General features: G+C 73.5%; 21 protein-coding genes. 18 read left to right on the forward strand and 3 right to left on the reverse strand.

Going from position 1 to position 21,445, the window contains the following annotated elements:
• Positions 1 to 223 precede the first annotated feature (223 nt).
• Positions 224 to 1,780, forward strand: a complete 1,557-nt coding sequence (locus Sru01_RS29040) for an FAD-dependent monooxygenase (RefSeq protein WP_203992170.1) — start codon at positions 224 to 226, stop codon at positions 1,778 to 1,780.
• 50 nt (positions 1,781 to 1,830) lie between these two features.
• Here Sru01_RS29040 and Sru01_RS29045 read toward each other — a convergent pair whose 3' ends face one another.
• Both Sru01_RS29045 and Sru01_RS29050 read right to left on the reverse strand, forming a co-directional pair.
• Positions 1,831 to 3,060, reverse strand: a complete 1,230-nt coding sequence (locus Sru01_RS29045; protein WP_203992172.1) for a DUF349 domain-containing protein — start codon at positions 3,058 to 3,060, stop codon at positions 1,831 to 1,833.
• A gap of 59 nt (positions 3,061 to 3,119) precedes the next feature.
• The gene (locus Sru01_RS29050) at positions 3,120 to 3,983 is read right to left on the reverse strand and encodes a peptidylprolyl isomerase (RefSeq protein WP_239137826.1); all 864 of its coding nucleotides are present in this window, start codon (positions 3,981 to 3,983) and stop codon (positions 3,120 to 3,122) included.
• 192 nt (positions 3,984 to 4,175) lie between these two features.
• On the opposite strand from Sru01_RS29050, the gene Sru01_RS29055 reads away from it, so the two are divergent.
• Positions 4,176 to 4,859, forward strand: a complete 684-nt coding sequence (locus Sru01_RS29055) for an MBL fold metallo-hydrolase (RefSeq protein ID WP_203992174.1) — start codon at positions 4,176 to 4,178, stop codon at positions 4,857 to 4,859.
• Positions 4,860 to 6,143: a histidine--tRNA ligase gene (hisS, locus tag Sru01_RS29060; protein ID WP_203992176.1), complete on the forward strand. Its 1,284-nt coding sequence runs from the start codon at positions 4,860 to 4,862 to the stop codon at positions 6,141 to 6,143. It abuts the gene before it with no gap.
• A 61-nt stretch (positions 6,144 to 6,204) separates the two neighbouring features.
• Here the strand turns inward: hisS and Sru01_RS29065 are convergent, their stop codons facing one another.
• Positions 6,205 to 7,122 (reverse strand): peptidylprolyl isomerase, encoded by a 918-nt coding sequence (locus Sru01_RS29065; RefSeq protein WP_203992178.1) that lies wholly within the window; start codon positions 7,120 to 7,122, stop codon positions 6,205 to 6,207.
• Between the two features lie 302 nt (positions 7,123 to 7,424).
• Between Sru01_RS29065 and Sru01_RS29070 the strand changes: the two genes are divergently transcribed.
• The 15 genes from Sru01_RS29070 (at position 7,425) to Sru01_RS29140 (ending at position 21,390) form a co-directional block, all read left to right on the forward strand.
• On the forward strand, positions 7,425 to 7,886 hold the full coding sequence (locus tag Sru01_RS29070) for a DUF2231 domain-containing protein (protein WP_203992181.1): 462 nt from the start codon (positions 7,425 to 7,427) through the stop codon (positions 7,884 to 7,886).
• 148 nt (positions 7,887 to 8,034) lie between these two features.
• On the forward strand, positions 8,035 to 8,580 hold the full coding sequence (locus tag Sru01_RS29075) for a hypothetical protein (RefSeq protein WP_203992184.1): 546 nt from the start codon (positions 8,035 to 8,037) through the stop codon (positions 8,578 to 8,580).
• 10 nt (positions 8,581 to 8,590) lie between these two features.
• Complete coding sequence (locus Sru01_RS29080; protein ID WP_239137827.1) at positions 8,591 to 9,907, forward strand: replication-associated recombination protein A; 1,317 nt, start codon at positions 8,591 to 8,593, stop codon at positions 9,905 to 9,907.
• 129 nt (positions 9,908 to 10,036) lie between these two features.
• Positions 10,037 to 10,429: a DUF948 domain-containing protein gene (locus Sru01_RS29085; protein ID WP_203992187.1), complete on the forward strand. Its 393-nt coding sequence runs from the start codon at positions 10,037 to 10,039 to the stop codon at positions 10,427 to 10,429.
• Positions 10,426 to 10,716 carry a hypothetical protein gene (locus Sru01_RS29090; protein WP_203992190.1) on the forward strand — a complete coding sequence of 97 codons (291 nt, stop codon included), beginning with the start codon at positions 10,426 to 10,428 and terminating at the stop codon, positions 10,714 to 10,716. The genes Sru01_RS29085 and Sru01_RS29090 overlap by 4 nt, the downstream gene beginning before the upstream one ends.
• A gap of 1 nt (position 10,717) precedes the next feature.
• Positions 10,718 to 13,390 carry an alanine--tRNA ligase gene (gene alaS / locus Sru01_RS29095; RefSeq protein WP_203992193.1) on the forward strand — a complete coding sequence of 891 codons (2,673 nt, stop codon included), beginning with the start codon at positions 10,718 to 10,720 and terminating at the stop codon, positions 13,388 to 13,390.
• Between the two features lie 217 nt (positions 13,391 to 13,607).
• Complete coding sequence (gene ruvX, locus Sru01_RS29100; protein ID WP_203992196.1) at positions 13,608 to 14,102, forward strand: Holliday junction resolvase RuvX; 495 nt, start codon at positions 13,608 to 13,610, stop codon at positions 14,100 to 14,102.
• A gap of 122 nt (positions 14,103 to 14,224) precedes the next feature.
• The gene (mltG, locus tag Sru01_RS29105; protein ID WP_203992199.1) at positions 14,225 to 15,358 is read left to right on the forward strand and encodes an endolytic transglycosylase MltG; all 1,134 of its coding nucleotides are present in this window, start codon (positions 14,225 to 14,227) and stop codon (positions 15,356 to 15,358) included.
• A 157-nt stretch (positions 15,359 to 15,515) separates the two neighbouring features.
• Positions 15,516 to 16,676, forward strand: a complete 1,161-nt coding sequence (mltG, locus tag Sru01_RS29110) for an endolytic transglycosylase MltG (protein ID WP_203992202.1) — start codon at positions 15,516 to 15,518, stop codon at positions 16,674 to 16,676.
• Positions 16,676 to 17,536 (forward strand): shikimate dehydrogenase, encoded by an 861-nt coding sequence (locus Sru01_RS29115; RefSeq protein WP_203992204.1) that lies wholly within the window; start codon positions 16,676 to 16,678, stop codon positions 17,534 to 17,536. Before mltG (Sru01_RS29110) ends, Sru01_RS29115 begins: the two co-directional genes overlap by 1 nt.
• A 248-nt stretch (positions 17,537 to 17,784) precedes the next feature.
• A complete protein-coding gene (gene infC / locus Sru01_RS29120) occupies positions 17,785 to 18,462 on the forward strand; it encodes a translation initiation factor IF-3 (RefSeq protein WP_203992206.1) in 678 nt (225 codons plus the stop codon).
• Between the two features lie 178 nt (positions 18,463 to 18,640).
• A complete protein-coding gene (rpmI, locus tag Sru01_RS29125) occupies positions 18,641 to 18,835 on the forward strand; it encodes a 50S ribosomal protein L35 (RefSeq protein ID WP_203992208.1) in 195 nt (64 codons plus the stop codon).
• 24 nt (positions 18,836 to 18,859) lie between these two features.
• Positions 18,860 to 19,243, forward strand: a complete 384-nt coding sequence (gene rplT, locus Sru01_RS29130; RefSeq protein WP_203992210.1) for a 50S ribosomal protein L20 — start codon at positions 18,860 to 18,862, stop codon at positions 19,241 to 19,243.
• A gap of 163 nt (positions 19,244 to 19,406) precedes the next feature.
• Positions 19,407 to 20,210, forward strand: a complete 804-nt coding sequence (locus Sru01_RS29135) for a TrmH family RNA methyltransferase (protein ID WP_203992212.1) — start codon at positions 19,407 to 19,409, stop codon at positions 20,208 to 20,210.
• 79 nt (positions 20,211 to 20,289) lie between these two features.
• Complete coding sequence (locus Sru01_RS29140) at positions 20,290 to 21,390, forward strand: sensor histidine kinase (protein WP_373869553.1); 1,101 nt, start codon at positions 20,290 to 20,292, stop codon at positions 21,388 to 21,390.
• Positions 21,391 to 21,445 lie beyond the last annotated feature (55 nt).

The raw sequence follows: 21,445 nt of genomic DNA on the forward strand, positions 1-21,445 counted from the left end.
GCCGGCGCGGCGCCCGCCGCGCCGATCCTCGGCCCGCCGTACCGGCCGGTCCGGCCGCCGGCACGCCGCGCGCCGGTACCGCGCCGCGTGCGGGCCCCGTCGTGCCCGTTCCCGGCGTCCGGCCGTCCCCGGCCGTCCATCCTCACCGCGATCCCACCCGTTGTCGCCCGCCGGCCGGTGCCGCCGGTCGATCGGGCATGCCCGAAACCCCTGAAGGAGAGCCATGACCCCTGACGTCGTCATCGCCGGAGCCGGTCCGAACGGCCTGATGCTGGCCTGCGAGCTGAGCCTGGCCGGCGCCCGGCCGGTGGTGCTGGAGCGGCTGCCCGCGCGCACCGGGGAGAACCGGGCCAACGGCCTGGTCGGCCAGGTGGTGCGGATGCTGCACCGCCGCGGCCTGCACGAGCGGCTCACCGGCAGCCCCGAGCCGCCGGCGCCCACGCCCGCCTTCCCGTTCGGCGCGCTGCGGCTGGATCTGGCGTCGCTGCCGGACAACCCGCTCTACGGCCTGATGGTGCCCCAGCGGCGGATCGAGGAGATGCTGGAGGAGCGGGCCACCGAACTCGGCGTGGAGATCCGCCGCGGGCACGAGCTGACCGGGCTCGTCCAGGACGGCGACGGGGTCACCGCCGAGGTCGCCGGACCTGGCGGCCGGTACCGGCTGCGCTCGGCCTACCTGGTGGGCGCGGACGGCGGGCACAGCCCGACGCGCAAGTTCTGCGGCATCGAGTTCCCCGGCGACACCCGCTCCGGTGTCGTCTCGCGCACCATGCACCTGAGCGTGCCGGACTCCCTGCTCGACCCCGCCACCGGTGCGCTGGTGGTGCCCGGGTACGGGCCGGTCCCGCCGTTCATGCACCACCGCACCGAGCGTGGCCTGGTGGTCTACGCGCCGTTCCCCGGCGGCGCGCTGATCTCCACCACCGAGTGGGACCCCACCGAGGGGGAAGGGCTGCCGCCGCTGGACGTGGCGGAGATCCGCGCCAGCGCGGCCCGGGTGCTGGGCGTGCCGGACGTGCCGTTCGGCCCGCCGGCCGGGGACGGCCCGCACCTGCGGCGCCGGCTGGGCGGCGGGAACACCCGGCTGGCCGCCCGGTACCGCCAGGGCAGGGTGCTGCTGGTGGGGGACGCGGCGCACGTGCACTCGGCCATCGGCGGGCCCGGGCTCAACCTCGGGCTGCAGGACGCGATCAACCTGGGCTGGAAGCTGGCCGCCGAGGTGCGCGGCACCGCGCCGGCCGGGCTGCTGGACAGCTACGAGGCCGAGCGGCGCCCGGCGGCCCGGCGGGTGGCCATGTCGACCAGGGCCCAGTCCGCGCTGATCGCCCCGGGCGGCGATGTCACCGCGCTGCGCGAGCTGTTCGCCGAGCTGCTGGAGCTGCCGGGCATCACCGGCCACATCGCCGGCATGATGGCCGGCGCGGACGTCCACTACGACATGGGGGAGGAGGCCGCGCACCCGCTGACCGGCCGGTGGGCGCCGGAGCTGTCGCTGGAGACCGACGGCGGCCTGGTCCCGCTGTCGGCGCTGACCCGGGACGCCCGGCCGCTGCTGCTGGACCTGACCGGGCAGGGGGCGTTCGCCTCGGCGGTGCCGGCGCCGCCCGGCCGGGTGCGTGTGGTGGCCGCCCGCCCGGCCGGGGGCGCGGCGCCGGCCACCGCGCTACTGCTGCGGCCGGACTGCTACGTCGCCTGGGCCTCCGCCGCGCCCGCCCCGGACGCCGGGGCCGCCGACGACCTGCGCGCGGCGATCGGCCGCTGGTTCGGGCCGGCCGGCTGATCGGCGTCCCGGGCCGGGCCGGGCGGGGGCCCGCCCGGCCCGGGAGAGCCTCAGGAGAACTCGGCGAGCGTGCGCTCGGCCTCCTCCAGCCAGGACCGGCGGGCGGCGATGGACTCCTCGGCCTCCTTGGCGTCCTTGTCCCGCCCGGCGGTGCGGGCCTTGGCCAGCCGCCCCTCCAGCTGCTCGATGGAGCGGCGCAGCTGGTCGACGGTGTTCTGCGCGCGGGCGCGGGCCTCGGGGTTGGAGCGCTTCCACTCGGCCTCCTCGGCCTTGCGCACCGCGTCGTCGATCCGGCGCAGACCGCCTTCGAGCCGGTCCCGGGAGTCGCGCGGCACCGGCCCCACCGCCTCCCAGCGCTCCAGCACCGTCCGCAGCGCCGCCCGGGCGGCCCGGGCGTCGGTGACCGGCAGGATGCGCTCGGCGTCGGCCAGGATGCGCTCCTTGGCCTCCGCGTTCTCGCGCAGCGAGGCGTCGCGCTCGGCGAAGACCGCCGAGCGGGCCTGGAAGAACTGGTCCTGGGCCGTCTTGAACCGGCCCCACAGCTCCTCCTCGGCCTCCCGGGAGGCCCGGCCGGCGCTCTTCCACTGCCGCATGAGCTCGCGGTAGGCCGACGCGGTGTCGCCCCAGTCGGTCGATCCGGCCAGCGCCTCGGCCTCGGTGACGATGCGCTCCTTGATCGTGCGTACCGACTCGCGCTGCTCGTCCAGCCCGGCGAAGTAGGACTTGCGCCGCTTGGCGAACGCGGTGCGGGCGGCCGACAGCCGCTTCCACAGCGCCGCCTCGGTGACGCGGTCGATACGCTCGGCGCCCTTCCACTCCTCGACGAGCTGGCGCAGCCGCTCGCCGCCGGACTTCCAGTGCGTGGTGTCCTCGGCGATGCGCTCGGCCTCGGCGACGATGCGCTCCTTGATCTCCCTCGACTGGGCGCGCGCCTGGTCGCGGGCGGCCTTGACCTCCTCGCGGCGCTTGCCCACCAAGTCCGTCAGCGCCGCCAGGCGGTCCTCCAGCGCGCCGAGGTCGCCGACCGCGTGCGCCTCGGTGATCGACTCGCGGAGCTTGAGGATCGTCGCCTCGGCCTGGGCGGGCGGCAGGTCGGTGCCCCGGACCCGCTGTTCCAGCAGTTCCACCTGGGTCGCCAGCTCGTCGTACTTCCGACGGAAGTAGGCGAGGGCCTCCTCGGGTTCCCCGGCCTGCCAGGACCCGACGGCCCGCTCTCCCTCAGCCGTACGAACGTAGACGGTGCCGTCGTCGTCTACCCGGCCCCACGGGTCGGTGCTCACCGTGTCCTCCCGCACTCGAATCAGCCTCCAGGACGCCGCGCGCCCTTGGTTGTATTACGTCAGCTCTTGCCAGAGATTGTCACGCTTTTGAATTCGACCGGGTCCTTGGGAGCGCCGGTGCCGTCGCCCATACCGCCCTCCAGCACGCCCTTCTTGGCCACATCGTCCAGGATTTTGAGCCCCTTTGTGACGGTACCGAACGGTGTGTAGTTCGGGGGGAGCTGCAGGTCGCCCAGGATGATGAAGAACTGGCTGCCGTTGGTGCCGGGACCGCTGTTGGCCATGGCGACGACGCCGCGGCTGTACTTGGCGCCGCTGAGGTTCTCGTCGGCGAAGCGGTAGCCGGGCCCGCCCTGCCCGTCGGTCGGGTTCTTGCCGTCGGCCTTGGCCAGCGGGTCGCCGCACTGCAGCATGGGGAACGACGCCGGGCCCATCCGGTGGCACTTGGTGCCCGCGAAGTACTTCTTCTTCGCCAGGAACGCGAAGGAGTTCACCGTGCAGGGCGCCTTGGCGGTCGCCAGGTCGACCACCAGGTCGCCGTGGTTGGTGGCGATCGTCATCGTCTTCGCCTTGGTGTCGGCCTTGGCCGGCGGCAGGCCGACCTCCTTGACCGCGCCCTTGCCATCGGCGACGTAGTCACAGGTGCCGCTGGCCGCGTCGTACGGCTTGGGAGAGGGGCCCTCCGAGGGCGGGGCCGAGGGCGGCGCCGACGGGCTGGCCGAGGCGGCCGCCTGCGGGTCGTCCGAGCCGCCGCCGGCCAGCGCGACCGCGCCGAAGACGGCGCCCACCACGACCACCACGCCCACCGTCGTGCCGATCACCGCGATGCGCTTCTGCTGAGCCTGGCGCTCGGCGCGGCGCGCCATCTGCCGTTCGTAATGCTCTCGTGCCAGCTGCTTTTGACGGTCCTTGCCGGTCGCCACCGCTGTGCCCTCCCGACTGTCCGAGTTGGTCCACTTTGGTCGTCCTGCTGGACGACCGCCACGTTTATGGAGTGGGCGAATCGTATCGGCCCGCGGGCGATGGTTCGCAGCCCGGCGACCCGCACCGGTACCCTTCGGTTACATTCCCATCCGCTTTCCTTGACGAGATCGATCACACCGAGGACCGGTTCCGTGCTCATCGACGGGTTTCCCGCAGGCTCCTTCCAGGCCAACTGCTACGTCGTCGCTCCCGCCGCCGGCGAGGAGTGCGTGGTCATCGACCCTGGCCAGGACGCCGAGCCCGGGCTCGGCGAGCTGCTGCGCGAGCACCGGCTCAAGCCGGTCGCGGTGCTGCTCACCCACGGGCACCTCGATCACGTCTGGTCGGTGGCGCCGGTGTGCGGAGCCCGCGACATTCCCGCCTTCATCCACCCCGAGGACCGCGAGCTGCTCTCCGACCCGGCCAAGGGGCTGTCGCTGATGGCGGGGCAGCAGTTGTTCGGCGGGCTGACCTTCACCGAGCCCGACGACGTGCGCGAGCTGTCCGACGGCGCCGTGCTGGACATCGCGGGCATGGCACTCACGGTCGACCACGCGCCCGGCCATACCAGGGGGTCGGTGACCTTCCGGTCGCCGGGGGAGCACGTCATGTTCTCCGGGGACCTGCTGTTCGCCGGCTCCATCGGCCGCACCGACCTCCCGGGCGGCGACTACCCGACCATTCTGCGCAGCCTCGGCACCACCTGCCTGACGCTGCCGGACGACACGGTGGTGCTGCCCGGTCACGGACCACAGACGACGATCGGCCGCGAGCGCGCCGCCAATCCGTATCTCGCGGAGGCGGCGCCGTTCGCCGGCCCCACCAAGGGACTGTAGATGACCTTCCAGGCGCCCAAGGGCGTACCCGAATACCTGCCGCCGCGCTCGGCGGCCTTCCTCGCCGTACGCGCCGCGTTCGCCGGCGCGGCCACCGCGGCGGGCTACTCCTACATCGAGGTGCCCGTCTTCGAGGACACCGAGCTGTTCGCGCGCGGCGTCGGCGAGTCGACCGACGTGGTCACCAAGGAGATGTACACCTTCGCCGACCGCGGCGGCCGCTCGGTCACCCTGCGGCCGGAGTTCACCGCCAGTGTGCTGCGCGCCACGCTCGAGCACGGCCTGCACACCGGCCAGCTTCCGGTGAAGCTGTGGACCGCGGGCCCGGCCTTCCGCTACGAGCGGCCGCAGGCCGGCCGCTACCGCCAGCTCCAGCAGTTCGACCTCGAGGCCATCGGCACCGAGGACCCGGCGGTCGACGCCGAGACCGTCGCCATCGCCTGGGCCGGATACCAGGCGCTCGGGCTGACCCGGGTGCGGCTGCTGCTGAACACCCTGGGCTGCCGGCAGTGCCGCCCCGCCTACCGCGCCGCGCTGCAGGACTTCCTGCGCGGCCTGGACCTCGACGCGCCGACCCGCGAGCGCGCCGAGGTCAACCCGCTGCGCGTGCTGGACGACAAGCGCCCCGAGGTGCGGGCGCAGGTCGAGAACGCCCCGCTGATCACCGACCACCTGTGCGCGTCCTGCAAGGCCCACCACGACCGCGTCCGGTCGCTGCTGGAGGATCTCGGCGTGCCGTGGGAGGACACCCCGCGGCTGGTGCGCGGCCTGGACTACTACAGCCGCACCACATACGAGTTCGACCACCCGCTGCTCGGCGCCCAGTCGGCGATCGGCGGCGGCGGGCGCTACGACGGGCTGTCGGAGGACATCGGCGGCCCGCCGCTGCCCGGCATCGGCTTCGCCGTCGGCGTCGACCGCATCATGCTCGCCCTGGAGGCCGAGGGCCTGCTCGCCGAGACGCCCGCCCGGGTGGCGGTGTACGGCGTGCCCATGGGCGAGGAGGCCGCGCGGCGGTTGTTCGCCGTCGTCAACGAGCTGCGCCGGGCCGGCGTGGCCGCCGACATGGCGTTCGACGGCAAGGGCCTGAAGGGCGCCATGAAGGGCGCCGCCCGCTCGGGCGCCGCCTACGCGCTGATCCTCGGCGAGCGCGACCTGGCCGCCGGGGCCGTCCAGGTCAAGAACCTGGCGAGCGGAGAGCAGACCGCCGTGCCGCTCGCCGAGATCATCCCCACTCTGCAGGAGCGGCTGGCCGGGGCGGCGATGCCGGCGCCCGGAGCCTGACGGCACGTTCCACCGGGCGGGTCCGGCGCCACGACGGCGCCGGACCCGCCCGGGTCGGGCACTACCGCTCGACCTTCACGTCCTTGATGATGACCGGCAGCTTGGGGGCGTTGGAGCCTTCGCCGCGCACGTCGGCGAACTGGTCGTTCTTGTAGACGATCACGCCGCCCTTGACGATCTTGTCGACGACGTCCATGCCCTTCTTCACCACGCCGACCGTGGTGAAGGCCGCGCCCGAGCTGGCGAGCTGGGTGTTGTCGTCGGCGTAGGAGATCCAGAACTGGCTGCCGTTGGAGTTGGCGTCCTCGGAGTTGGCGGCCATGGCCACCGTGCCGCGGCCCAGCCCGGTGCCGTTGAGATTCTCGTCGTTGAACAGGTAGCCGGGGCCGCCGGCCCCGTCGTTCGCCGTCTTGCCGTCCCCCTTGGCGAACGGGTCGCCGCACTGCAGCATGGCCAGGCCGGTGAGCTCCACGGTCGCCAGGCGGTGGCAGCGGGTATTGTCGAAGAAGTTCTTCTTCGCCAGGAACTCGAACGAGTTCACCGTGCACGGCGCCTGGGCGGTGGCCAGCTCGATGACGATCGCCCCCTGGTTGGTGGTGATCGTCATGGTCTTCGCCTTCATATCCGGCTTGGCGGGCGGCGTGCCCACCTTCTTGGCCGGGGACCCGCTGTCGTCCTTGCGGTAGGTGCACGTCACCGCGCTGGACTGGCCCGGGGCGGTCGGCACCGCGACCGCGGCGGAGGGCGGCGCGGAGCCGCCGGGCGAGGCGGAGGCCGATGCCGAGGCGGCCGGGTTCTTGGCGCCGTCGCCGCCGCCCATGAGGGTCGAGGCCGCGACGATGCCGCCGACCACCACCACGGCGCCCACCGTGCCCCCGATGATGATGTTCCGCTTCGGCGCGCCGGACCGCTTGTCGCGCGCTTCCTGCCGCTCGCGGTGCTCCCGTGCCAGTTGGGTCTGGCGATCCACGTCGGTCACGGTTTGCCTTCCATTTGCCGTTAGATGACTTCAGGTGCTCGGGAATCGTACCGGCCCTGCCGTGCCGGCCGGATAAAACGCACAGTTCGGAAGGCTAGCCAGATCTTCCGGCCGTAGCGAACCAACCCTGTTGCGGAGCGGAATGTTGCGATGCGGAAATTCTTATGACGTTCTGACACCGGACCCGGCATGATGCTCGAACACCTTGGGGCCGCCCGCCGTACCATCCCCCGGGAACCTCGCCGCCCCCCGCGCGGTACGAGGGACGACGGACCACGGACCACTGCACCAGGAGCGCCCAGATGTTCGAAGAGATTCTCGGCCTGCCCGCCCACCCCCTGATCATCCACACCGCGGTGATGCTGGTGCCGATGCTGGTGCTGGCCTCGGTGGCGTTCGGCGCGGTGCCCAGGCTGCGGCCCTTCGTGGAGTGGCTGGTGGTGGTGCTGGCGATCGCCGCGCCGGCCGCCGCCTTCGCCGCCAGGGAGAGCGGCGAGGCGCTCGAGGAGCGGCTGTACTCCGGTGGCCTGCCCGACAACGCCCTGGGCCGCGCCGTCACCCTGCACGAGAGCTACGCGACCCCGACGATGTTCAGCGCCATCGGGCTCGGGGTGGCGTCCCTGCTGCTGGTCTACTCCGCCCGGCGGCTCGGCCGGATCACCACGGTGACGCTCACCGTCCTGGTCGTCGTGCTCGCCGCCGTCGCCGGTTACTACATCTTCCGCGCCGGCCACACCGGCGCCGAGGCCGTCTGGTCCCACTGACCGGCACCGACCGGCACCGACCGGCACCGACCGGCACCGACCGGCACCGACCGGCGGCACGGAGGCGCTGAGGCGCTGAGCGGCGCCCGGCCCGCACCGGCCGCGCGGGCCGCGGGAACCTTTTCCGGCCGCCGGCGGTACCACGGGCATGAGACGAACCACGGCCCTCCTGGCGTGCCTGGCGGCGGCCGCCTGCACCGCCCCGGCCGCCACCACCACAGCCGGTCGCACCGCCCCGGCCTCGCCGGTCCCGGCCGCCGCCACCCCGGCGGCCACCGCCGCGACGCCCGCCACCTCCGGACGGGCGATCAAGGGCGGCTGCGGCACCGGGACCATCCGCACCGGTGCGGCGCCCTCCTGGGCCACCGAGGGCGCGCCGCCCGATACGCCGTACGTCGTCGGTACCGCCGGCGAGGTGCTCGGCTACCTGTTCGTCCGGCCGCTGCGCGCCGGAAAGCCCACCTCGCCGTCCAACAAGATCCTCTGGTACGTGCGGCAGGCCGGCGAGGAGATGCGCCTCACCATCCACCCGCGCGGCGCCGACCGGCCGGTCGTCCGCGCCACCTTCCCGGCCGCCATCGGCCCGGGCGAGATCTATCCGAGCACGGTGGACGTGCCCGGCCCCGGCTGCTGGACCGTCGAGTTCGCCTGGGGCTCCCGCCGCGACTCCGTGGACCTGCGGTACCGGCGGTAGTGTCGGCGGTGTGGAGAGTTTGTTCGATTCGGCCGCGCGCGAGGCGCACCGGGGTCAGGAGCCGCTCGCGGTCCGCATGCGCCCGCGCACCCTGGACGAGGTGATCGGCCAGCGCCACCTGCTGGGCCCCGGCACCCCGCTGCGCCGGCTGGTCGAGAGCGAGGCCCCCATGTCGCTGTTCCTGTGGGGGCCGCCGGGCACCGGCAAGACCACGCTGGCCTACGTCGTCGCCGGGGTCACCGAGCGCCGGTTCGTCGAGGTGTCCGCGGTCGCGGCCGGGGTCAAGGAGGTGCGCGCGGCCATCGACCAGGCCCGCCGCGAGCTCGGCATGAGCGGCCGGCAGACCGTGTTGTTCGTGGACGAGGTGCACCGCTTCAACAAGGCCCAGCAGGACGCCCTGCTGCCCGCGGTGGAGAACCGCTGGGTGACCTTCATCGGCGCCACCACCGAGAACCCGTTCTTCTCGGTGAACTCGCCGTTGCTGTCGCGATCCCTGCTGCTCACCCTGGAGCCGCTCACCGACGACGACGTCCGGGCCGTGCTGGAGCGCGCCGTGCGCGATCCCCGCGGGCTCGGCGGCCGCGCCGGGCTGGCCCCTGACGCGCTCGGCCACCTGGTCCGGCTGGCCGGCGGCGACGCCCGCCGCTCGCTGACCTACCTGGAGGCGGCGGCGCTCACCGCCGCCGGTGGCGAGATCACCGTCGAGGCGGTGGAGAAGGCCGTCGACAAGGCCGCGGTGCGCTACGACCGGCAGGGCGACCAGCACTACGACGTGGTCAGCGCGTTCATCAAGAGCATGCGCGGCTCGGACGCCGACGCCGCGCTGCACTACCTGGCCCGCATGATCGAGGCGGGCGAGGACCCGCGGTTCATCGCCCGCCGCGTCGTGATCTTCGCGTCCGAGGACGTCGGCATGGCCGACCCGTCCTGCCTGCAGGTGGCGGTGGCCGCCGCCCAGGCGGTGCAGATGATCGGCCTGCCCGAGGGGCGGCTCAACCTGGCCCAGGCCGTCATCCACTGCGCGCTCGCCCCGAAGTCCAACGCGGTGATCAAGGCCATCGGCGCGGCCGCCGACGACGTGCGCCGCGGCCTGATCGGCCAGGTGCCCGGTCACCTGCGCGACGCCCACTACCCGGGCGCGGCCAAGCTCGGCCACGGGCAGGGGTACAAATACCCGCACGACTTCGAGCACGGCCTGGTCCGCCAGGACTACGCGCCCGCCGAGGTGCGCGGCCGCCGCTACTACGAGCCCACCCGGCACGGCGCCGAGGCGCCGGTGGCCGACCGGTGGGCCAAGATCAGGGACTTCCTGCGCGGGGGCGGCTGAGAGCCGGCCCGGCCGCCGGGTTGGCGCGCTGCGCGCGGCCGGGGCGCCCGGGCGCGATAGGGTTCCCCCATCCCGAAGCCCCGGCCGGGGCCGCCCGTTCGCAAGGTCACCTACGAGGGGACGCACGACATGCTCACCGCCGGAGAGGTCGCCGGCCTCATCGTCGCCATGTTCTGGGCGATACTCGTCTGCTTTCTGATCGTCGTGCTCGTGCGGCTGTCCCGGCTGCTGACCCAGACCACCAAGGCGGTGGCCGAGCTGAGCGAGCGCGTCGTGCCGTTGCTGGACGACGTCAGCCTCACCGTCGCCGAGACCAACCGGCAGCTCGTCACCGTCGAGGCCATCGCCGGCAACATGCGGGAGGTCAGCGGGCATATGGTGAAGGTCAGCGGGGTGGCCTCCACCCTGTTCGCCCGCCCGCTGATCAAGGTGGCCGCGCTGGCGCACGGCGTGCGCGCCGCGGCCGCCCGGCGGCGCCCGCCGACCCGGGCCGCCGTGACGTCCGGCAGGCGGCGCCCGTGATCCGCCGGTTGTTCTACCTCGGACTCGGCGCCTACCTGGGCGTCTGGACCATGCGCCGGCTGCAGGCGCTGCGCCCCGACCACGTGGCCCGCCGCACCGCCGACCGGGCGCTGGAGCTGGCGTCCGGCGCCCGGCTGTTCGCCGACGAGGTCAGGCGGCTGTCGGCGGGCCGGGAAACCGAGTTGCGGGCCAGGTTCGCGCTCGGCAGTGTTGACGGTGTTGACGGTACTCGGGGTGCTCGCGGCGTCGAGAGCATCCACCACGACGACGAAAAGGACGGCCGCTGAGATGGAGTCGGCAGAGATCGCCCGCCGCTTCCTGCGCTTCTTCGAGGAGCGCGGTCACACGATCGTGCCCTCGGCCAGCCTTGTCGCCGAGGACCCGACGCTGCTGCTGGTGAACGCGGGCATGGTGCCCTTCAAGCCCTACTTCCTCGGGCAGAAGAAGCCGCCCTACCCGCGGGCGGCCAGCGTGCAGAAGGTCATGCGCACCCTCGACATCGACGAGGTGGGCAAGACCACCCGGCACGCCAGCTTCTTTCAGATGCTGGGGAACTTCTCCTTCGGCGACTACTTCAAGGAGCAGGCGCTCCCGTTCGCCTGGGAGCTGCTCACCCGGCCGGAGGCCGAGGGCGGGTTCGGCTTCCCCGAGGACCGCCTGTGGGTGACCGTCCTGCACGAGGACGACGAGTCCCACGACATCTGGCACAACAAGATCGGCGTGCCCGCCGAGCGCATCCAGCGCCGCGGCCTGGCCGACAACTACTGGCACATGGGCGTCCCCGGCCCCGGCGGGCCGTGCTCGGAGATCTACTACGACCGCGGCCCGGAGTACGGCCGCGAGGGCGGGCCGGTCGCCGATGAGAACCGCTACCTCGAGGTGTGGAACAACGTCTTCATGCAGTTCCAGCTCCGCGAGGTGCGCACCAAGGTCGACTTCGACGTCGCCGGCGAGCTGCCCGCCAAGAGCGTGGACACCGGCATGGGCCTGGAGCGGATGGCGGCGATCCTGCAGGGCGTCGACAACATCTACGAGATCGACACCACCTACAAGATCCTCGACCGGGCGGCCGAGCTCACCCGCTCGCGTTACGGCCGCGACGGCCGGGCCGACGTCTCGCTGCGGGTGATCGCCGACCACATGCGGGCGGGCGTCATGCTGGTGGGCGACGGCGTGCTGCCCTCCAACGAGGGCCGCGGCTACGTCCTGCGCCGCATGCTGCGCCGCGCCATCCGCAACCTGCGCCTGCTCGGCGCGGGCGAGGAGCGCTACCTGCACGAGCTCACCGCCACCACGATCGAGGCGATGGGCCGGCAGTACCCCGACCTGATCGCCGACGCGGCGCACCTGCACACCGTGATCGACGCCGAGGAGTCGTCGTTCCTCGGCACGCTGCGCACCGGAACCGCGATCTTCGACGCCGCGGTGGAGGAGACCAAGCGCAAGGGCGAGGGCACGCTGCGCGGCGCCCAGGCGTTCCAGCTGCACGACACCTACGGATTCCCGATCGACCTCACCTTGGAGATGGCCGCCGAGCAGGGGCTGCGCGTCGACGAGGACGGCTTCCGCCGGCTGATGGGCGAGCAGCGCGACCGGGCCAAGGCCGACTCGGCGGCCAAGAAGACCGGCAACGCCGACCTGTCGGTCCTCGGCGACCTGCTCGACCGCAGCGGCCGGGTCGACTTCCTCGGCTACGACCACACCACCGCCGAGGCCACCGTCGTCGGCCTGCTGGTCGACGGCGCCTCGGTGCCGGCGGCGGGCGCGGGCACCACCGTCGAGGTCGTGCTGGACCGCACCCCCTTCTACGCCGAAGGCGGCGGCCAGCTGTCCGACCAGGGCACCGTCCGCACCGGCGGCGCGCACGTGGAGGTGGTGGACGTCCAGTCGCCGTTCGCCGGTCTCGTCGTGCACCGTGGCAAGGTCCGCGACGGCGAGATCCGGGTCGGCGACCAGGCGCAGGCCGAGATCGACATCGAGCGCCGCCGCGCGATCTCGCGCAGCCACACCGCGACCCACCTGGTGCACCGCGGCTTCCGCAACGCCCTCGGCGAGAGCGCGGCGCAGGCCGGCTCGGAGAACTCCCCCGGCCGGTTCCGCTTCGACTTCACCGCGGCGGGCGCGGTGTCGCCCTCGGTGCTGCGCGACGTTGAGGACGAGGTCAACGCGATCCTGATCAACGACCTCAAGGTGCACGCCTTCCACACCTCCCTGGAGGAGGCGCGCTCGATGGGCGCGCTCGCCCTGTTCGGAGAGAAGTACGGCGACGAGGTGCGCATCGTCGAGGTGGGCGACTACTCCCGCGAGCTGTGCGGCGGCACGCACGTCGCGAGCTCCGGCCAGCTCGGCCTGGTCAAGGTGCTCGGCGAGTCGTCGATCGGCGCCGGCGTGCGCCGGGTCGAGGCGCTGGTCGGCATCGACGCCTTCCGGTTCCTGGCCCGCGAGAGCGTGCTGGTCGCCCAGCTCAGCGAGGCGCTCAAGACCCGCCGCGAGGAGCTGCCCGAGCGCGTCGACGGCATCGTCACCCGGCTACGCGCCGCCGAGCGCGAGCTGGAGCGGCTGCGCTCGGCGCAGGTGCTCGCGGTGGCCGGCGAGTTGGCCGCCGCGGCCCGCGACATCGGCGGGATCTCCCTGGTCACCCACCGCGCGCCTGACGGCACTTCGCCCGATGACCTGCGTAAACTCGCTCTGGATGTGCGTGGCCGGTTCCCGGCCGACCACGCTGCGGTGGTCCTGGTCGCCGGTGTGCCCGCAGACCGGCCGGTCGTGGTCGCCGCGGTCAACGATGCGGGACGCACCCGGGGGCTTGCGGCCGGGCGACTGGTCGGCGTCGCCGCCAGAGCGCTTGGGGGTGGCGGCGGTGGCAAGGACGACGTCGCGCAAGGGGGCGGTTCCCGTCCCGAGTCGATCGGCGACGCGCTCGGCGCGGTCGAGCACGCGGTCCGGGAGGCCGCGTCCTGACCGCCCGGACCCGGCCGCCGGCCACGGCTGCGAGACCGGGGAGACCGGTGGGCGCGGCCGGCACGGCCGGATCGGACACCAGATCGGATACCGGTTCGGACCCTGCGGCCTGGCCCGTCGGGCCGGCGGTGGCCGCTGCGCCGGCGCCGCCGGTGACGCCCGCCGGTCCGGCCGCCGTCGCCCGGGTCACCCCGGTCGTGCCGGTCAGGGAGTCGCGGTGAGGCCGGGGACGCGTCTCGGGGTCGACGTGGGCTCGGTGCGCGTCGGCGTGGCGCGCAGCGATCCCTCCGGCCTGCTGGCCACCCCGGTCGAGACGGTTCGGCGCGGCCGGGGCGACCTGGACCGTATCGCCGCCATCGCCGAGGAGGCCGGGGCGGTCGAGGTCGTCGTCGGCCTGCCCACCTCGCTGTCCGGCCGGGAAGGGTCGGCCGCCGCCACGGCCAGGGAGTTCGCCGGCCGGCTGGCCGGGCGGCTCGCGCCGATACCGGTCCGGCTGTACGACGAGCGGTTGACCACGGTGACCGCGCAGGCCGGCCTGCGCGCCAGCGGGGTGAAGGCCAAAGACCAGCGCGGCGTGGTCGACCAGGCGGCCGCCGTGGTGCTGCTGCAGGCCGCGCTGGACGCCGAGCGTGCGAGCGGAGCGCCGCCGGGCAGATCGATCGAGCCGCCGGGGCGCCCCGGCGGGGGAACGAGCGCCGGGCCCGCCAGGTGAGCGGCCCGGCCGGCCGCCCGTCCGGCGACCCGGCGGATCCGGCCGACCCGGCGGGCCCTGCCACCCCGGCCGATCCGGCAGGCCTCGCGACCCCGGCCGACCCGGCAGGCCCTGCCACCTCGGTGGACCCGCCTGACCCGGCCGAATCCGGCTCCGCCGCCACCGGTGCCCTGTTCGCGTTCACCGATGACGACGGCCCGGTGGACCGTGCCCGCGGCGGGCGGCGGCGCCTGTTGCTGCTGGCCGGCGGGGCGACCGTCATGCTGGTGGCCGCCGGGCTGGTCCTCGGATACGTGGCGGCCGGGCCGCTGGTGGCGCCGGACGACTACGCCGGTGCCGGCTCCGGGACGGTGGTCGTCGAGATCACCCCCGGTGCCACCGCCGGCGATGTCGCGGGCGTGCTGGCCCGGGCCGACGTGGTCGCCAGCGCCGGGGCGTTCGTGCGGGCCGTGGAGGGCCGCGGCAAGGCGGAGAGCCTACGGCCCGGCCGTTACCGGCTGCGCCACCGGATGGCCGCCGGCTCCGCGCTGGACCTGCTGCTGTCGCCCGGTGCGCGGGTGCGCCGCCGGGTGACCGTCCCGGAGGGCCTGCGGGCCGGTGAGACGCTGGCCCGGCTGGCCCGGCTGTCCGGGCTCCCGGCGGACGGGCTCGCCCGGGCCGCCGCCGACCGGACGGCCCTGGACCTCCCGCCCTACGCGGCGGGTGCCGCCGAGGGCTTCCTGTTCCCGGCCACCTACGACATCGAGCCGGGCACCACGCCGCGCGGCCTGCTCGGTTCGATGGTGCGCAGGTTCCGCCGCGCCGCCGCCGACGTCGGGCTGGAGGCCGGCGCCGCGCGCAACCGGCTCACCCCGCGCCAGGCGGTGGTGCTGGCCAGCATCGTCCAGGCCGAGGGAGGCCGGGAGAGCGATTATCCGAAGATCGCCAGGGTGATCTACAATCGGCTGGCGGCCCGGGCCAGGCTGGAGATGGACAGCACGGTCATGTACGGCCTGGGCAGGCACGGCATCGTGGCCTCGGCCGCCGAGATCAAGCGCGACACCCCGTACAACACCTACCTGCACACCGGGTTGCCGCCAGGACCGATCGGCAACCCCGGGGAGTCCGCGCTGCGCGCGGCGATCCAACCAGCAGTGGGCGATTGGTACTGGTTTGTCACTATCGATCCAGCACGTAGAATCACGAAATTCACCAACAAAGAGAGTGAGTTCGTGCGGTTCCGGCAAGAGCTGAACAGACATCTCGGGCGGCAGTGATGTCCCGGTGCACCGCGGCCGCCCGCCTTTCGCGTCCGGAGCCCCGGCGGGGCGTGACCCCCACTGCGGCCCGACCGTTTCGCGGGGAATGTCGCGGCAATTCGCGGCTTCCGCTTGACGGCGGGCCGGTCGGGCGGGGAGATTGGCGAGCGCATCTATGAACGAACTCGACCTGGACGGGCTCCTGGGTGCCGAGGACGACGAAGGTCCCCGGCGCAGATCTCGCGGTTCACGGACCTCCCAGTCGCGCAGCAGGAGGCGGCAGCGCCGCCAGCGGCGCAAGGGATATGTGGCCTTCCTGGTGGCCATGGTCGTCATCGCCGGCGTGCTCGGCGTGGGCGGCTACTACGGCTACCACTGGGTCCGCGACGTCACCATTCCCAAGGACTACACCGGGCAGGGCACCGGCGAGGTCACCGTCGAGATCAAGGACGGGCAGAGCGCCGGCGAGGTGGCGCAGACGCTGGTCGACCGGGGCGTGGTGGCCAGCGAGCGCGCGTTCGTCAACGCCATCGACGCCGCGGGCAAGACCGCCGCACTGCAGCCCGGCCAGTACAAGATGCGCAGGCAGATGTCGGCGGCCGCGGCCGTCCCGCTGCTGGACCCCAAGCTCCGGCTGCAGAGCACCCTGACCGTCCGCGAGGGCCTCCGCCTGTCGCAGATCTACAAGCAGCTGGCCGCCGCGACCGGCCGCCCGGAGGCCGAGTTCCGCAAGGCCGCCCGGGACGCCGACGCCCTCGACCTGCCCTCCTACGCCAAGGGCCGGCTGGAGGGCTTCGCCTACCCGGCGACCTACGAGATCGCCCCCAAGGCCGCGCCCGCGGAGATCCTCGCCGCGATGGTCGACCGCTACAAGAAGGCCGCCGACGACACCGGCCTGGTCGCCGGCGCCCGGCGGCTCGGCCTGTCGCCGCTGGAGGTCCTCACCATCGCCAGCATCGTGCAGGCCGAGTCCGGCAACCTGCGCGACATGCCGAAGATCGCTCGGGTGATCTATAACCGGCTGAAGAAGCCGATGCGGCTGCAGATGGACAGCACCACCATGTACGGCCTGAACAAGTTCGGCATCCGGGCCTCCCTGGAGGAGACCCGCAGCAAGTCGCCCTTCAACACCTACGGGCGCGACGGGCTGCCGCCCGGGCCGATCGGCAACCCCGGCCAGCACGCCATCGAGGCGGCGCTCGAGCCCGCCGACGGGCCGTGGCTCTACTTCGTGGCCACCGACCCCAAACGGGGCATCAGCAAGTTCACCGACTCCTTCGAGGAGCACCAGCGGCTGATCCAGGAGATGAACCGCAACCTCGGGAACGGCGGCTGATGGCGCGTCCGCCGGCGGAGCACGGGCCGACGGAGCGGCGGGCCGCGGTGCTGGGCTCGCCGATCGCCCACTCGCTCTCGCCGAGCCTGCACCGGGCCGCCTACCAGGCACTCGGCCTGCGCGGCTGGCGGTACGACGCCGTCGAGTGCGACGAGGCCGCTCTGCCCGACCTGCTGGCCGGGCTGGGCCCGGAGTGGGCGGGGCTGTCGCTGACCATGCCGCTCAAGCGGGCGGTGCTGCCGCTGCTGGACTCGGTGGCCGAGCAGGCCGCCCGGGTCGGCGCGGTGAACACGGTGATCTTCTCCGGCGGCGCCCGGCACGGGGAGAACACCGACGTGCACGGCATCGTCCAGGCGCTGGCCGAGGCCGGCGTGCCGCCGGTTCGCTCGGCGACGGTGCTCGGCGGCGGTGCCACGGCCGGCTCGGCGCTGGCCGCGCTGCGCGAGCTCGGCCTGACCGAGGCGACGCTGGTGGTCCGCGACCCGGCGCGGGCCGGCGAGACGCGCCTGGTCGCCGAGCGGCTCGGCATGTCGCTGGAACTGCGCACCTTCGCCGGCCTGACCGCGGCTCCCGACACCGGCCTGCTCGTCTCCACGCTGCCGGCCGGCGGGGCCGACCCGTACGCCGCGGTGCTGGCGGACGTGCCCGCCGTGTTCGACGTGGTCTACACCCCGTGGCCCACCCCGCTGGCGGCGGCGGTGCGCGCGGCCGGCGGCACGGTCGCCGACGGCTTCGCGATGCTGGTGCACCAGGCGGTCCGCCAGGTGGAGCTGTACACCGGCCTGACCGGGGTGCCGGTAGAGCCGGTGCGGGCGGCCGGGGTGGCCGAGGTCGCCCGCCGGGCGGCGCCGGCCCGCTGACCCCGGCCGGGCCGCCGCCACCGGAAACAGGGGTGGGGATGATTCGGCGGCCACCCGGCGTTGTGGTAATGTAACTGCTCGATCGGTCCGGCATGCGCCGGACGCGCAAGCGGAGGTCCGCCTCCCACCTGATCGGCCGTGTGGCCGGCGGGTCAAGGATCACTCCGGACCTCTCCGGGGAGCTCACATTCGGGTGACCGAAGAGCTTCAGTGGCCCCGCATGCGCGACGTGCGGGGCTTTTCGCGTCATGGCGAAGGCTCCGGCACGGTCGAGCACCGTTGCGGATAATGCCAGGCACCTAGGAGGTCCCATCAGCACTGAGCCCCGCATCAACGAGCGTATTCGCGTACCCGAGGTCCGCCTCGTGGGGCCGAACGGCGAGCAGGTCGGCATCGTCTCCATCGGGGACGCGCTGAAACTGGCGCAGGAGTCCGACCTCGACCTGGTCGAGGTGGCGGCGACGGCTCGCCCGCCCGTGTGCAAGCTCATGGACTACGGCAAGTTCAAGTACGAGTCCGCGATGAAGGCACGCGAGGCGCGCCGCAACCAGGCGCACACGATCATCAAGGAGATCAAGCTCCGGCCGAAGATCGACCCGCACGACTACGAGACCAAGAAGGGTCACGTCGTACGGTTCCTGAAGGCCGGGGACAAGGTCAAGGTCACGATCATGTTCCGTGGACGCGAGCAGTCCCGGCCGGAGCTCGGCTTCCGGCTGCTGCAGCGGCTGGCCGAGGACGTGACGGAGCTCGGCTTCGTCGAGTCCCAGCCGAAGCAGGACGGCCGTAACATGATCATGGTGATCGGGCCGCACAAGAAGAAGGCCGAGGCCAAGGCCGAGAAGGCCGCGGCTCGCACCCGGGCCGAGGACCACGCCGACGATCACGTCGTGGACCATGCCGAGGAGCCGGCGGAGACCGTGTGAGCCTCGATGCCGGCGGCACGCCGGCATCGAGACCGCAGAAGTGACGCGGCCCGCCTGACGACCCGGCGGGAAGCGCGGAGAAACCGAGACCGGGTCGGGTCACCGGACGGGCCATCGCCCGGCACCGGGACACCGGCCCGGCCCATCGGCACGGACGAACGAGGGAGAGACGGCTGAGATGCCGAAGATGAAGACGCACAGCGGTGCGAAGAAGCGGTTCCGCCTCAGCGGCAGCGGCAAGATCATTCGCCGCCGGGCCAACCGCGCCCACTACAACGAGTGGAAGTCGTCGTCGCTGACGCGCCGTCTCAAGCCTGAGGTCGTGATGTCCGACGCCGACACCAAGAAGATCAAGAAGCTGCTCGGCAAGTAACCGAACCCCCGGGGAGATACAACAATGGCACGCGTGAAGCGGGCGCTCAACGCCAAGAAGAAGCGCCGCGTCGTCCTCGAGCGGGCGAGTGGTTACCGGGGCCAGCGGTCACGGCTGTACCGCAAGGCCAAGGAGCAGATGCTCCACTCTCTGACCTATGCCTACCGTGACCGCAAGGACAAGAAGGGCACCTTCCGCCGGCTGTGGATCCAGCGGATCAACGCCGCGGCCCGCGCGAACGGCATCACCTACAACCGGTTCATCCAGGGCCTGAAGGCCGCCGGTGTCGAGGTGGACCGCAAGATCCTCGCCGATCTCGCCGTCAACGACGCGCAGACCTTCGCCGCCCTGGCCGAGACCGCCAGGAAGGCCCTGCCGGCCGACGTCAACGCGCCGGTCGCCGGCTGAGCCTTCGCCGGCGGATCAGTTCACACCGATCGGCGGGCGGCCCGCTCTCTCATCGAGCGGGTCGCCCGCCGTTTTTCCGGGGGCGTCCGCCGGGGGCCGGCGCGGGGCCCGTTCCCGCCGCCCGCCGGCCCGGCCGCGGCCCCGGGCGCACCCAGGGGGGCACATGGCCGGCTCGGAGCTGACCAACATCAAGGCGCCGCGGGTCAAGGCGGCCAAGCGCCTGGCCAAGCGGGCGTTCCGCGACCGCGATCGCGCGTTCCTCGCCGAGGGGCCGCAGGCCGTCCGGGAGGCCCTGGCGCTGCCCGAGGTCACCGTGGAGCTGTTCACCACGGCCGAGGCGGCGGCCCGGCACCCGGAGATCGTTTCCGCCGCCCGGGCGGCCGGCGTGCCCGTGCACCCGGCCAGCGGTGAGGTGATGGCCGAGCTGGCCCAGACCGTGACGCCGCAGGGCCTGCTGGCGGTGTGCCGTTTCGTGCACGTACCGCTCGCCGAGGCCGTCACCGCCGACGCCCGGCTGGTCGCCGTGCTCGCGCACGTGCGCGACCCCGGCAACGCCGGCACGGTGCTGCGCACCGCCGACGCCGCCGGCGCCGACGCCGTCGTCTTCACCGACGCCTCGGTCGACCCCTACAACGGCAAGTGCGTCCGCGCCAGCGCGGGCAGCCTGTTCCACCTGCCGGTCGTCACCGGGGTCCCGGTGGCCGGCACCGTCGCCCACCTGCGCGAAAGCGGCCTGCGCGTGCTGGCCGCCGACGGCGCGGGCAAGCACACCCTGGATGACGTCGATCTGGCCGGTCCCACCGCGTGGATCTTCGGCAACGAGGCGTGGGGCCTGCCCGAGGAGGTCCTCGCGCTCGCCGACGAGGTGGTCCGCGTCCCGATCTACGGGCGTGCCGAGAGCCTGAACCTGGCCACCGCGGCCGCGGTCTGCCTGTACGCCTCGGCGCGGTCCCGGCGGGCGGAGTAGCCCGCCCGCGGCGTGCCGGGCACCGCCGGGGCGCGGGCGTGGGGCTGCCGTCCGGCCCGGGAAACCCGCTATTGTCGGCGTGGAGGGTCGAGGAGGCGATGTGCGCGGCGGACAGTCCCACCAACGTGGCGATGCCGCATGTCCGGTCGATGCCGACGATCTGCCCGACGGTGTGGTGGTGGCCGACCACCGCGGCCGGGTGGTGGCGGTCAACCGGGCCGCCTGCCGGCTCACCGGCACCTCCCGCGAGGCCGTCCTCGGCCGCAACTTCGCCGATGTGCTGCCCTTCCGCGACCATGACGGCCGTGACTGGTGGAAGTGGCTGGACGCCTACGGCGGCCTGCGCATCCGCAGTCGTCAGCCCGAGTGCTCGCTCTACCTGCCCGGCGGGCAGGAGCTGCTGGTGGCCGCCCGCTTCGTACGCGTCCCCGAGCGCGGCGGCGACGTCGCGCGGGTCGTGGTCACGCTGCGCGGCGCCGCGGCCCGCGCCCGGCTGGAGCGCAGCCGCGCCGACCTGGTCTCCACCGTCGCCCACGAGCTGCGCTCGCCGCTGACCAGCGTCAAGGGGTTCACCGCCACCCTGCTGGCCAAGTGGGGCCGCTTCACCGACGACCAGAAGCGCGTGATGCTGGAGACGGTGAACGCCGACGCCGACCGGGTCACCCGCCTGATCACCGAGCTGCTCGACGTCTCGCGCATCGAGTCCGGCCGGCTGCAGATCCACCGGCAGGTGGTCGACGTGCCCGCCCGGGCCCGTAAGATCATCGCCGGCCGGGTGGCGGCCGGCGAGCCCGAGGAGCGCTTCCGCCTGGAGGTGACCGGCGGGCTGCCCGAGATGTGGCTCGACCAGGACAAGGTCGATCAGATCCTCGGCAACCTGCTGGAAAACGCGGTGCGCCACGGGCGCGGTACGGTGACGATAGTGGTGGAGCCACTGGAGTGGGGAGTCGCCGTGTCCGTGCGTGACCAGGGTGAGGGTGTCGCACCCGAGCTGGCCTCGCGCGTGTTCCGCCAGTTCTGGCGGGGCAATGCCCGGCGGCGCGGCGGCACCGGGCTCGGCCTGTTCATCGTCAAGGGCCTGGTCGAGGCGCACGGCGGCTCGATCGACGTGCGGCGGGCGCCCGGCGGCGGCGCCGAGTTCCGATTTACCATGCCCGCCGGCACTCCCGACTTCGCCTGAGGCGACCGCCGGGGGCCCGGCGGGCGCACCCCCACGCCGGCCGCCCGGGTTTCGA

The organism is Sphaerisporangium rufum, assembly GCF_016863395.1.
Lineage (GTDB): Bacteria > Actinomycetota > Actinomycetes > Streptosporangiales > Streptosporangiaceae > Sphaerisporangium > Sphaerisporangium rufum.